Consider the following 11588-nt stretch of genomic DNA (forward strand, 5'->3'; position numbering starts at 1 on the left):
CAGGCGATCCCGGGTTCACCCGACCCGGTGGCCCGGCCCGCATCCGCGGCGGCCCGGACGCACACTTCCCCGCATGCGTTGCCTTTCCCGGTTCGGTGCCGGGTTCACGACCCTCCTCGCCCTGGCGGCCTGCAGCGGCCAAGCACCCGTCGCCCCGGCGCCCGCACCGCCGCGGCCGGCGCCCGCCACCGCGCCGGTCCGCATCACGCCCGCGGCCGCCCGGCAGGTGGGCGCGGACGAGCTCGGCCGGGTGCCGGTGCTGATGTACCACCGTCTCGTCGCGCAGCCGAAGTCGGTCTACGAGCGCACGCCCGCGGACTTCACCGCGGAGCTGGAGCGGCTCGCGGCCGAGGACTACGTCCCGGTCACCACGGCGGAACTGGTTTCCCGCAAGCTCGACGTCCCGGCGGGCGCGCACCCGGTGGTCCTGACGTTCGACGACGGCGACCCGAGCGTGTTCCGCCTGACGCCGCAGGGGCAACCCGAGGCGGGCACGGCGATCCGCATCCTGCTGGACGTGGCGGCCGCGCACCCGCGGTTCCGCCCGGTGGCGAGCCTGTACGTCAACGAGCACCCGTTCGGCGGCGACCCGGACGGGCGCGCGCTGCGCTGGCTGACCGAGCACCACTTCGAGATCGGCAACCACACGCGCCACCACACGAACCTGCGCACGGCAACGGAAGCCGCGGTGACGACGGCGATCGCGGAGGAGGACGCGCTGATCCGCCAGGCGGTCCCGGGCTACCGGCCGACGACGCTGGCCCTGCCGTACGGGAGCAGTCCCCACCGGAAGGACCTGGCGCTGCAGGGCCCGGGCTATTCCTACGGCGGCGCGCTGCTGGTGGGCGCGGGCCCGGCGCCGTCACCGTGCTCGGCGAAGTTCGAACCCGGCGCGATCCCCCGCATCCGTTCGCAGTCGACGGGCAAGGAGGCGGAGTACGGATCGTCCCACTGGCTCGACGAGCTGGACTCCCCGACGGGCCACCGCTACACGTCCGACGGCGACCCGTCGACGGTGTCGTACCCGCGGTCCGAGGGCTCGGTGGCGCCGGAGTGTGCGAGCGTGGCCCTTGCCTACTGAACGCCACCCACTGGCGCGCGTGGACTGGCTCCCCCAGCCGCGACGCCGCCCGGCACAGTCCGGCCACGCAGCACCGAGGACGCATCGAATCCCGCCTTTGACGGGCCGGCCGGCCCCGGCGCGGCAGGGCGAGGAGAGCGCGACGGCGACTCGGACGGCGGCGGGTCCGGTCTCGCCGCCGGTGCCGCGGAGGTCGGCTGAAGCCGCGGCGCCAGCGCAGGCCGCGGCCCCGGCTGCGGCCCCGGCGGACCCGAGCCAGGCGCCTGCACCCGTGCGGCCGCCGGCGGGCGAAGATGAGGCTTCCGCGGCGGCCACCGCGGCCCCGAGCCAGACTCTCGGGCCGCAGGTCTGGCCTTATGCCGAAGAAGCAGCACCTGCGCATGCGGCCCCGGGCGAGGACGCTGCGCCGCAGCGGTGGCACCCGGACGAAGAGGGGGCCGCGGCCTCTGCGCCAGCGGCCACGGCGCCAGCAAGCCAGGCCCTCGCGCCACAGGCTTGGCCCTCCACCGGAGAAACGGCCGCGGCCCCTGCACTGTCGGCCGCGGCGGCCACCGCGCCAACGAGCCAGGACCTTGCGCCCCCACCTTGGCCCTCCACGGGAGAAGCGGCACCAACGCATGCCGCCCCAGGCCAGGGTCTTGCGCCGCAGCCGTGGATCTCGACCGAAGAACCGGCCCCGGGCCTCGCACCCCAGGCCGCGGCGGCCACCGTGGCCTCGAGCCAGACTGCCGTGCCGCAGACCTGGCCTTCCACCGAAGACCCGGCACCGGCACATGCGACCCCGCGCGAGGAGCCTGCGCCGCAGCCGTGGCGCCCGAACGGAGAGGTGGCTGCGGCCCCGAGCCGGACTGCCGTGCCGCAGACCTGGCCCTTCACCGAACAACCGGCCCCTGCGCCGGAGGCCGCGTCGACCACCCCGGCCCCGACCCAGCCAGATGCACCGGTGCGGTGGCCTTCGAGCGAAGAAGCGGCATCAGTCGCCGCGTCGTGGCCATCGGACGAAAGCACAGCAGCCACCCCCGCCCCGACGCGCCGCCCCTCTACCGAAGAAACCGTGGCGCCTGCACCAACTTCCCCAGAGACCCAAGCCGAGCCAAGCCGCGCGGCGCACCCGGCCACGGCAACGCCGGACCCCGGGCCCGAGCCACGCACCCCAGCCGAGGCCGCCCAGGAATCGCCGGCCGAGCCGAAGGCGGAATCCGAGGAGACCGCAACGACGCACCCGGCGGAAGCCGAAACCCCGGCTCCCCGGCTGCCGCGGGCCCTCGCCGTCGCGCCCGCGATCTCCGTCGGGCCGCCCGCGCCGCGGGTTCCGCGGGCCGCCGCTGCTGCGCCCGAACCGGCCGTTGCCCTGCCCCGGGCCGCGGCCGCCGCGCCCGTTCAGGGTGACTGGTGGCCGCCGGCCGTGCTCGTGTTCGCCGTTGCCCTTGCCCTTGCCCTGCTGCTCACTCCGGAAGCCGCGCAGCCTCGGCGGATCTCCGGGGTCGCCGCCGCCCTGCCCGCCACCCGGACCAGCGCCCCCGAACCGGCGCCCGAGCCGGCCGCCCTGCCCGACGGGGTGCCGGTCACCGAGACCGGGGCCGGAACCTGGCACGTCGTGCCCGGCGGTGGTCACGACATCGGCTCCGGGGACAAGCTCCTCACCTACACCGTCGAAATCGAAGACGGCGTCGACCTTCCCGCCTTCGACCACGACGTCGACGTCATCCTCGCCGACCCGCGCGGCTGGACCAGCCTGGGAGCCGTGACGTTCCGGCGGCTCGGTGCCGCGGACGCCGACCCCGACGTCCGGATCAGCCTCACCACTCCCGGGACCGCGCGGCGCCCCGACCTCTGCGGCTTCAGCATCCCCTTCGACTCCTCGTGCCGCCTCTCCCACGACCACCGGATCGTCGTCAACCTCGCCCGCTGGCTGCGCGGGGCCCACTCCTACGACGGCGACCTGGCCGGCTACCGGACCTACGCCATCAACCACGAGATGGGGCACGCGCTCGGCCTCGGCCACGTCGGCTGCCCGGCCCCCGGAGCGCCGGCGCCGGTGATGATGCAGCAGACCTTCGGGCTCTCCAACACCTACCTCGCGAACCTCAACCGCACCGAACCCGGGGCGGCCACCAAGGTCCGGCCCGACGGCGCCGTCTGCCGCCCCAACCCCTGGCCGAGCTGAATGGTTTGGACCGCCATCGCGCTGGGTACTCACTCCGCTACTTCTGGGAGGGGTGCGCAATGGTGCGGAAACTTCTGGCCGGTGCCGGTGTGGTCCTGCTGCTCGCCGGGTGCGGCGGCGTCGGGAGCGGGGGTGACACCGGCGCCGCGGCCACCCTGACGACCATGGGCTTCGGCCTCGGCGACGAGATCGCCACCACCCGGGCCGACCTGGCGGGCAAGGCCATCGCGCCGGCCACGGTGAAGATCGGCGGCAGCGCCTTCGACGCCCAGCAGTTCCTGGCCGCCGTCGCCTCGCACACCCCACCCGACCTCGTCTACCTCGACCGGCAGCTGCTCGGCACCTACGCCGCCCGCGGCACCCTCGAACCGCTCACCGACTGCATCGCCAAGCAGCACGTCGACGTCGGCCAGTACCGGCCCGCGGCCCTGAAGGAAGTCACCCTCGACGGCAAGGTCTACGGCCTGCCCGAGTTCTACGACAACCGCGTCCTCCTGGTCAACGACGCCGCCGTCCAAGCGGGCGGGCTCACCCCGCAGGACATCACCCCCGCCGACCGGGCCGGGCTGACCACCGCCGCGCAGAAACTGACCACCCGCACGAACGGCGCCCTGTCGCGGATCGGGTTCGACCCGAAGATCCCCGAGTTCCTCCCGCTGTGGGCGAAGGCCAACGGCGTGCAGATGCTGAGCGACGACGGCCGCACCGCGCACCTCGACGACCCGCGGCTGGCCGAAGCCCTGACCTACGCCAAGTCGCTGATCGACGTCCAGGGCGGCTGGGGCGCGGTGAAGGCGTTCCGGGATTCGTTCGACTTCTTCGGCGAGAAGAACCCGTTCAAGCAGGGGCAGCTGGCGGCCACCCTGATGGACGACTGGTACCTCAACGTCCTCGCCAACTACTCCCCCGACGTGCGGGTCTCCGCCGCGCCGTTCACCGACACCGCCGGCACCCCGATCGACTGGGTCACCGGCAGCGCCTGGGTCATCCCCGCCGGCAGCACGCACAAGGACCAGGCCTGCACCTGGATCAAGACGATGACCGACGCGCCGAGCTGGGTCGCGGCCGCCAAAGCCCGTGCGGAGAAACGGAAAGCCGCCGGCAAGGCGTTCACCGGCGTCTACACCGGCAACCGCGTCGCCGACCGGGACATCTTCGGCAGCCTCGTGCAGCTGAAGGACCGGCCGGCGTTCGACGCCGCGGTCCGGACGGTCCTGCAGGCGCAGGACAGCGCCTTCACCATGCCGGCGTCCCCGGCCGGCTCGGAGTTCAAGACGGCGTGGCAGAACGCCGTCAACCGGGTGCTGTCGGGCGAACAGCGGCCCGCCGACGCCCTGCGGCAAGCGCAGCAGGAAGCCCAGCGCGCGCTGGACGCCGCGGCGGCGCACCGGTGAAGCGGCGCACGAAGGAAGCTTGGGCCGCCTACGCCTTCTTGTCGCCGTGGATGATCGGGTTCGTGGTCTTCATGGCGGTCCCGATGATCGCCAGCCTGGTGCTCTCCTTCACCGACTACGACGCGCTGCGCTCGCCCGACGCCGTCGGCTGGACGAACTACCAGCGGCTCCTCGAGGACCCCGCCGTGCGCAAGAGCCTGGTCAACACGCTGGTGTACACCGTGATGTCGGTCCCGGCCACGATGGCGTTCTCCCTCGCGCTGGCCGCCCTGCTCACGCGGGCGGGCCGCCGCTCGGCCGGGTTCTTCCGCACGGTGTTCTACCTGCCCGAGATCACCCCGAAGGTCGCCGTCGGCGTGCTCTTCCTCATCCTCTTCAACGGCCAGGTCGGCCTGGTCAACGCCGTGCTGGGGCTGGTCGGGATCGACGGGCCGCAGTGGAGCACCGACGGGCCGTGGGTGAAGCCGGGGCTGGTGCTCATGCACCTGTGGTCGGTGGGCAGCACGGTGATCATCTACCTGGCCGCGCTGCGCGGGGTGCCTCGGGAGCTGTACGAAGCCGCCGAACTCGACGGCGCGTCGGCGTGGCAGCGGTTCCGGCGGATCACCGTCCCGATGATCAGCGGGGCGCTGTTCTTCACCCTGATCGTCCAGACCATCGCGGCACTGCAGTCGTTCGACGAGGCCTACACCGCCTTCTACGGTTCGGCGGCGTCGGCAACCTACAGCAACGACGCCGCGCTGTTCTACCTGATCTACCTGTTCCAGCAGGCGTTCGAGTTCCTCCACCTCGGGTACGCCTCGGCGATGGCGTGGCTGCTGTTCGTCGTGATCCTGGCGATCACGCTGGTGCAGGTGCGGCTGAGCCGCCGGTTCGTCTACTACGAAGGCGGTGACCGGTGACGGCGCGGCGCGTGGTCCGGTGGACGGCACTGGCCGCGGCGACCGTGCTGTTCCTCTACCCGTTCGTCTGGCTGCTGAGCGCGTCGGTGAAGCCGCGCGCGCAGGTGTTCGACAACGTGCTGCTCCCCCGCACCTGGGCCTGGGACAACTACGTCGAGATCTGGCAGGCCGCGCCCGTGGCGGCCTGGCTGCTCAACAGCGTCGTGGTGTCGCTCGCGGCGGCCGTGGCCGTCACGCTGACCAGTTCGCTGGTGGCGTTCGGCTTCGCCTACTTCCGGTTCCCGGGCCGCAACGCGCTCTTCGGCCTCGTGCTGGCCACGATGATGCTGCCCGGCGCGGTCACCATGATCCCGGTGTACCTGATCTGGAACAGCGCCGGGCTGGCGCACACGCAGGTGCCGCTGTGGGCGGGGAACCTCTTCGGCAGCGCGTTCTACATCTTCCTGCTGCGCCAGTTCTTCCTCGGCCTGCCGCGCGAGGTGTTCGAAGCCGCGCGCGTCGACGGCGCGAGCCATTGGACGCTCTTCTGGCGCATCGCCGTGCCGCTGTGCCGTCCGGCGCTGATCGTCAGTTTCGTGTTCGAGCTCAAGGCCAGCTGGTCGGACCTGCTCAAGCCGCTGATCTACCTGCGCGATCCGGCGCTGTACACGCTGCCCCGCGGGCTCAAGGCGCTGTCGGACCAGTTCGGCCAGGCCGGCGAGCAGCGGTGGGAGATCGTGCTGGCCGGCAGCGTCATCACGACCGTGCCGCTGCTGATCGTGTTCTTCCTGGCGCAGCGGCAGTTCCTCGCCGGGATCACGACGGAGAGTCCCAAGCCCACCCGGTGAGCGTGGCACGCAGCAGCCGGGCCGCCGCCGGCAGGCGGTCGCCCGCCGCCCAGAACAGGGTGAGGGTGCGCCGGCAGTCCGGGCTGTCCACCGGGATCCAGCGGACCGGCACCTGCGCGGCGACGCCGCGGGCCATCGCCGGGTTGAGCCCGATGCCGAGCCCCGCGCCGATGAGTTCCTGGATGGCGCCCGGATTCGTCACCCTCGAAGACGATTTTCGGCGTCAGGCCGCGGGCGGCGAAGAGCCGGTCGAGCAGCCGCCGGTGCCAGTGTCCCGGCCGGGCGGTGACGAACGGCTCCCCGGCGAGGTCGTCGACGACGACCGAGGTGCGGCCCGCCAGCCGGTGCCCGAGCGGAACGGCCACCAGCACGGGTTCGTCGAGGAGCCGGCTCCCGGTCAGGCCCTCGTCCGGAATCGGCTGCGACGCGACGCAGAGGTCGATCTCGTGGGCCCGCAGGGCCCGCGCCATCGCGTCGGCGGGCAGCTGGTGCAGGCCCACCTCGACGTCCGGGTGGGCCCGCTTGAACGCGGCGAGCGGCCGGGTGAGCGTGAGGAAGGTTTCCGACGCCAGCCGCACGGTGCCGAAGCCCTCACCCGTCGCGTCGGCGACCGCGCGCCGCCCCGCGTCGAGCTCCCCGAGGGCACGTTCGACGTAGCCGCGGAAGAGCCGGCCGGCGTCGTTGAGGCGGAGCCGGCCGGCCCGGTCGAACAGCGGCGTGCCGAGCTCGGCCTCCAGCCGCGCGATCGTGCGGCTCAGCGACGGCTGGGCGACGCGCAGCTCTTCGGCCGCCCGGCTGAGGTGTTCCAGCCGGGCCACCACGAGGAACTGCCGCAGCGATCCCAGGTCCACGTCATGCCTTCCGCGTCATAACGCCATAGCGATATCGATCTTAGACACGATAGCGCCGCAGTCATAGCTTCGAAGTGTGGAGAAAAGCGGGAAAACGAGCTGGGCCCTGCGAGGCGTGGCGGCCGCGCACCTGGTGGCGATCGCCGGCCAGCCGGTGTTCGCCGGGGTGTACCTGAGCGGCGACTACGACGGCCTGCGGCTGCACGCGACCGGCGCCGACGTCGTCACGTCGCTCGGTTACGTGCAGCTGGTCGTCGCGGTCGTGGTCTGGGTCCGGCTCCGCCGGGCGTGGCCGTGCCTCGCCACGACAGCGGTGGTGGCCGCGGAGACGGCCCAGTACTTCGCCGGCCTGGACGGTGCGCTGTGGCTGCACCTGCCGCTGGGCGTGCTGACGCTCGCGGGGCTGGTCGTGCTGGTCCTCGCCCTGTGGCGCCGGTCGTGGGGGGTCGTCGATGCGTGACGGGTTGTCCCGCCGCCAGGTGCTGCGCCTCGGCGGCGCCTTCGGGCTGCTGACCGCCGCCGGGCTGTCCACGGCGGCCGCGCTGGCCCGGCGGCCCCCGGTCACCGGCGCCGAACTCCGCAGCGCCGTACCGCTGCCGCCCCCGTTCGAAGTGCCGCTGCCGGTGCCCGCGGCGCTGGCGCCGGTGGCCCCCGGCCGCTACGAAATCACCCAGCGCGTCGCGGAAGTCGAGATCCTGCCCGGGATCCGGACACCGATGTGGACCTACGGCGGCACGTTCCCGGGCCCGACGATCGAGTCACGCCGGGGCCGGGCGATCACCGTGACCCACCGCAACGAGCTGCCCGTGCCGACCGTGGTGCACCTGCACGGCGGGCGGACGCCGGCGGACTCCGACGGCTACCCGACCGACCTGGTGCTGCCCGCGGGCTGGACGGCGGGCCACCACGCCATGCCCGACCCGCGGGCCGTCCGGACGCGCCTCACCCGCAGCTACACGTTCCCGCTCGACCAGCGGCCGGCGCTGCTGTGGTACCACGACCACCGGATGGACTTCACGGCTCCGGCGCTCTGGCACGGCCTCGCCGGGCTCCACATCGTGCGCGACGACGCCGAAGAAGCACTCGGGCTGCCGTCGGGCCCGCGGGAACTGCCGCTGCTGATCACCGACCGCGCGTTCGCCGCCGACGGCAGCCTCGACTACCCGTCGGTCGACGGCACGCTGCGGGAGCGGCCGGGCGTGCGGGAGAGCTTCGCGGGCGGGGTGCTCGGCGACGTCATCCTGGTCAACGGCGCGCCGTGGCCGGTGCACGAGGTCGACGCGGCCCGCTACCGGCTGCGGATCCTCAACGCGTCGAACGCCCGCCACTACGAACTCGAGGCGGTCGCCGACGACGGCCGGCCGCTCCCCCTCGTCCAGGTCGGCGCCGACCAGGGGCTGCTCGCCGCGCCGGTCACCCACGCGGCCCTGCCGGTCGGGCCGGCCGAACGCCACGACGTCGTCGTCGACTTCGCGGGCGTCCCGGTCGGCGGCCGGGTCCGGCTGCGCAACCGGCTGGGGTCGGGGCGCACCGCCGAGGTGATGGCCTTCCGGGTCGCGCGCCGCGCCCGGGACGACAGCCGCGTTCCCCGGGTGCTGTCGGCGGATCTCCCGTCCTGGGACCGGCCCGTCCGGGTGCGCGACTTCGCCTTCCGCGCCGGGCGGACCGGCGGCGGGCACGGCTGGCTGATCGACGGGCGGCCGTTCGACCCGGCGCGCACGGATGTCACCGTGTCCCTCGGGGACGTCGAGGTGTGGCGGCTCGTCGCCGACGTCCACCACCCGGTCCACCTGCACCTGGCGGGTTTCCGCGTGCGCTCGCGCGGCGGGCGGCCGCCGCTGCCGCACGACGCCGGGCTCAAGGACACCGTCTCGCTGCGCCCGGGGGAAGCGGTGGAGATCATAACGCGCTTCGACGGCTACCGCGGCCGTTACCTCTTCCACTGCCACAACGCCGAACACGAGGACATGGGCATGATGGCGAACCTCGAAATCATCTGACACGCGCTGTCGCGCTTCGTCACCCGGTCGAGGCGTTCACGGTCTCGGACGAGGGGCGGTGACCCGGGACGGACCACCTGCGGCACGAGTCCCACTGGGCCGGACGGGCCACGACAGCGGAGCAGGGGTGAAGCTTCTTGTCCCTGTGAAACTCCCGCCACTAGCGTTTCCGGTGAGGGAAGCCCGGAGGGATCCCTTGCCTGCCAAGGAAACGACGAGGAGTTCAATCGATGACCGCTCTCGAGAAGCCCGTGACCCGGACCGCGTACCAGCAGTCGGTCGCCGACTACTGGAACGCGGAGAAGGATCCGGTGAACCTCCGCCTGGGCGACGTCGACGGCCTCTACCACCACCACTACGGCCTCGGCGACTACGACCCGGCCGTGCTCGAGGCCCCGGCCGCCACGCGCGACGAGGCGATCATCGCGGAGATGCACCGGCTCGAAACCGCGCAGGCGGACGTCCTCCTCGACCACCTGGGCCCGATCACGCCGGAGGACCGGCTGCTCGACGCCGGCTGCGGCCGCGGCGGCACGAGCGTCATGGCCCACCTGCGGTTCGGCTGCCAGGTCGACGGGATCTCCATTTCGGAGCAGCAGGTCGGCTTCGCCAACGAACACGTGCGGCAGCGCGGGATCGACGGCTCGGTGCGTTACCACCTGCGGAACATGCTCGACACCGGCTTCGAATCCGGGTCCTTCCAGGCCATCTGGAACAACGAGAGCACGATGTACGTCGACCTGCACGAACTGTTCGCCGAGCACGCGCGGCAGCTCAAGCCGGGCGGGCGGTACGTGACGATCACCGGGTGCTACAACGACGTCACGGGCGGCCGGTCGCGGGCGGTGAGCCAGATCGACCAGCACTACATCTGCAACATCCACGCCCGCGGCGACTACTTCAAAGCGTTGGCGGCCAACGGGTTCGTGCCGATCAACGTCGTCGACCTGACCGCGGCGACGATCCCCTACTGGGAGCTGCGGGAGAAGTCGTCGGTCGCCACCGGCGTCGAAAAGCCGTTCTTGACCGCCTACCGCGAAGGCAGTTTCCACTACCTGCTGATCGCCGCCGACCGCGTCTGAGGCGGGCGGGGTGATCGGGGAGAGCACCACTTGTCCACAGTGGAACATCGGGAACACCGGGACCATCGGAAACCCCGGGATCACCGGCGGGCTGCCGGCGGCGCCGTTCGGGCTCGGGACGTCGGCGGCGCGGATCGCGACGCAGTTCGCGCCGTCGCCCGGGCAGGACCCGGCGTACGCGTACCTGCCGTGGGGTGACGGCAGCGCGTCGCCGTTGTACTGCCCGGTCGTCGGCCGCGTGGACGACGGCCTGGCCGCGGAGGTCGACCGCCGGCTGGTCACCTGGGCGGAGGGCTGCGGGTTCACCGGCAAGGGCCTGGAGCAGATCGCCGGGGCCGGGTTCGGGCGGCTGGCGATGCTGGCCCACGCCGATTGCGACGACCCGGACCGGCTGCTCGTCGCGGCGCAGCTCAACGCGGTCTGGTGGGCGGCCGACGACTACTACGCCGACGACAGCACGCTCGGCGCGGCCCCGACCGAGCTCCCGCCGCGGCTGGCGCTGGTGATGGCGGCCATGGACCCGGTCGCCCCGGCCGGGGAGTTCACCGCCCCGCTGGAAGAGGCCCTGCGCAGCGACCCGATCCTCGTCGGGCTGCACTCGGCGATCGGCCACCTGGGCCGGCACGGCTCCCCGGTGCTCGTGCAGCGCGTCTGCTACGCCACGTTCTCGATGTTCGTCAGCTGGGACGCCTACGCGGCGTGGCGCCACACCGGGCGCTACCCGCCGGCGTGGGAGTACCTGGCCGCCCGTCAGCACGACAGCTTCTACACGTCGATGACCCTCGTCGACGCCGTCGGCGGCTACGAGCTGGCCGCGCCGTTCTACTACGACCCGCGGGTGCGCGAGGCGCTGATGCGGGCCGGGACGGCGTCGGTGCTGGTCAACGACCTGCACTCGGTGGCCAAGGACGCCGCCGACGAAAAACCGGTCTGCAACATGGTGCTGCAGATCGCCGCCGACCGGGGTTGCCCGGTCGACGAGGCGGTGGAGGCCACCGTCGCACTGCACAACAAGATCGTCCACGAGTTCGAGGACGGCCACCGGGACCTGATGGCGGTGCCGTCGCCGGAGCTGCAGCGTTTCCTCGTGGGTGTCCGTTCCTGGATGGGTGGCGGTTTCACCTGGCACGCCACCAATCCCCGCTACCACTGATAGGGGTTTTCGCTGTGACTGTCACCGACCCGGTGGAATCCGAGCAGGCACCGTCGAGCCTGGGGCGGGCGGCGGCCCGGACGCTGGCCACGACGACCAAGTCGGTCCCGCAGATGCAGGGCATCTCCTCC

General features: G+C 72.7%; 10 protein-coding genes and 1 pseudogene. 9 read left to right on the forward strand and 2 right to left on the reverse strand.

The window, feature by feature from the left end; translation table 11 throughout:
• Positions 1 to 73 precede the first annotated feature (73 nt).
• The 5 genes from ACLJOU_RS44720 (at position 74) to ACLJOU_RS44740 (ending at position 6371) form a co-directional block, all read left to right on the forward strand.
• Entirely contained in the window at positions 74 to 1081 is a 1008-nt protein-coding gene (locus ACLJOU_RS44720) for a polysaccharide deacetylase family protein (protein WP_410575366.1), read from the forward strand.
• A gap of 1054 nt (positions 1082 to 2135) precedes the next feature.
• Positions 2136 to 3248 (forward strand): DUF3152 domain-containing protein, encoded by a 1113-nt coding sequence (locus ACLJOU_RS44725; RefSeq protein ID WP_410575367.1) that lies wholly within the window; start codon positions 2136 to 2138, stop codon positions 3246 to 3248.
• A 59-nt stretch (positions 3249 to 3307) separates the two neighbouring features.
• Positions 3308 to 4642 (forward strand): extracellular solute-binding protein, encoded by a 1335-nt coding sequence (locus ACLJOU_RS44730; protein WP_410575368.1) that lies wholly within the window; start codon positions 3308 to 3310, stop codon positions 4640 to 4642.
• Entirely contained in the window at positions 4639 to 5544 is a 906-nt protein-coding gene (locus ACLJOU_RS44735; RefSeq protein ID WP_410575369.1) for a carbohydrate ABC transporter permease, read from the forward strand. Before ACLJOU_RS44730 ends, ACLJOU_RS44735 begins: the two co-directional genes overlap by 4 nt.
• Positions 5541 to 6371: a carbohydrate ABC transporter permease gene (locus ACLJOU_RS44740; RefSeq protein ID WP_410575370.1), complete on the forward strand. Its 831-nt coding sequence runs from the start codon at positions 5541 to 5543 to the stop codon at positions 6369 to 6371. Before ACLJOU_RS44735 ends, ACLJOU_RS44740 begins: the two co-directional genes overlap by 4 nt.
• Here the strand turns inward: ACLJOU_RS44740 and ACLJOU_RS44745 are convergent.
• Both ACLJOU_RS44745 and ACLJOU_RS44750 read right to left on the reverse strand, forming a co-directional pair.
• Positions 6340 to 6573: a LysR substrate-binding domain-containing protein gene (locus ACLJOU_RS44745; RefSeq protein ID WP_410575371.1), complete on the reverse strand. Its 234-nt coding sequence runs from the start codon at positions 6571 to 6573 to the stop codon at positions 6340 to 6342. The two genes, ACLJOU_RS44740 and ACLJOU_RS44745, sit on opposite strands and share 32 nt — an antisense overlap.
• Before the next feature lie 52 nt (positions 6574 to 6625).
• Positions 6626 to 7222 (reverse strand): annotated as a pseudogene (locus ACLJOU_RS44750) (LysR family transcriptional regulator); the annotation flags it as partial.
• 76 nt (positions 7223 to 7298) lie between these two features.
• On the opposite strand from ACLJOU_RS44750, the gene ACLJOU_RS44755 reads away from it, so the two are divergent.
• The 4 genes from ACLJOU_RS44755 to ACLJOU_RS44770 all read left to right on the forward strand — a co-directional run bounded on the left by ACLJOU_RS44755 (position 7299) and on the right by ACLJOU_RS44770 (position 11457).
• The gene (locus ACLJOU_RS44755; RefSeq protein WP_410575372.1) at positions 7299 to 7682 is read left to right on the forward strand and encodes a hypothetical protein; all 384 of its coding nucleotides are present in this window, start codon (positions 7299 to 7301) and stop codon (positions 7680 to 7682) included.
• The gene (locus ACLJOU_RS44760) at positions 7675 to 9222 is read left to right on the forward strand and encodes a multicopper oxidase family protein (protein WP_410575373.1); all 1548 of its coding nucleotides are present in this window, start codon (positions 7675 to 7677) and stop codon (positions 9220 to 9222) included. Before ACLJOU_RS44755 ends, ACLJOU_RS44760 begins: the two co-directional genes overlap by 8 nt.
• Positions 9223 to 9452: 230 nt before the next feature.
• Positions 9453 to 10304, forward strand: coding sequence for a geranyl diphosphate 2-C-methyltransferase (locus ACLJOU_RS44765; RefSeq protein ID WP_410575374.1), 852 nt, complete (start codon positions 9453 to 9455; stop codon positions 10302 to 10304).
• Positions 10305 to 10314: 10 nt separating this feature from the next.
• Positions 10315 to 11457, forward strand: a complete 1143-nt coding sequence (locus ACLJOU_RS44770; RefSeq protein ID WP_410575375.1) for a family 2 encapsulin nanocompartment cargo protein terpene cyclase — start codon at positions 10315 to 10317, stop codon at positions 11455 to 11457.
• Positions 11458 to 11588 lie beyond the last annotated feature (131 nt).

The sequence above is a fragment of the Amycolatopsis sp. cmx-4-61 genome, from assembly GCF_046548775.1.
Lineage (GTDB): Bacteria > Actinomycetota > Actinomycetes > Mycobacteriales > Pseudonocardiaceae > Amycolatopsis.

What these genes read in the sequence shown, in the direction of transcription:
- ACLJOU_RS44760 (WP_410575373.1), top strand. Translation starts at nt 7,675, where the DNA reads ATGCGTGACGGGTTGTCCCGCCGCCAGGTGCTGCGCCTCGGCGGCGCC.
- ACLJOU_RS44720 (WP_410575366.1), top strand. Translation starts at nt 74, where the DNA reads ATGCGTTGCCTTTCCCGGTTCGGTGCCGGGTTCACGACCCTCCTCGCC.
- ACLJOU_RS44765 (WP_410575374.1), top strand. Translation starts at nt 9,453, where the DNA reads ATGACCGCTCTCGAGAAGCCCGTGACCCGGACCGCGTACCAGCAGTCG.
- ACLJOU_RS44730 (WP_410575368.1), top strand. Translation starts at nt 3,308, where the DNA reads ATGGTGCGGAAACTTCTGGCCGGTGCCGGTGTGGTCCTGCTGCTCGCC.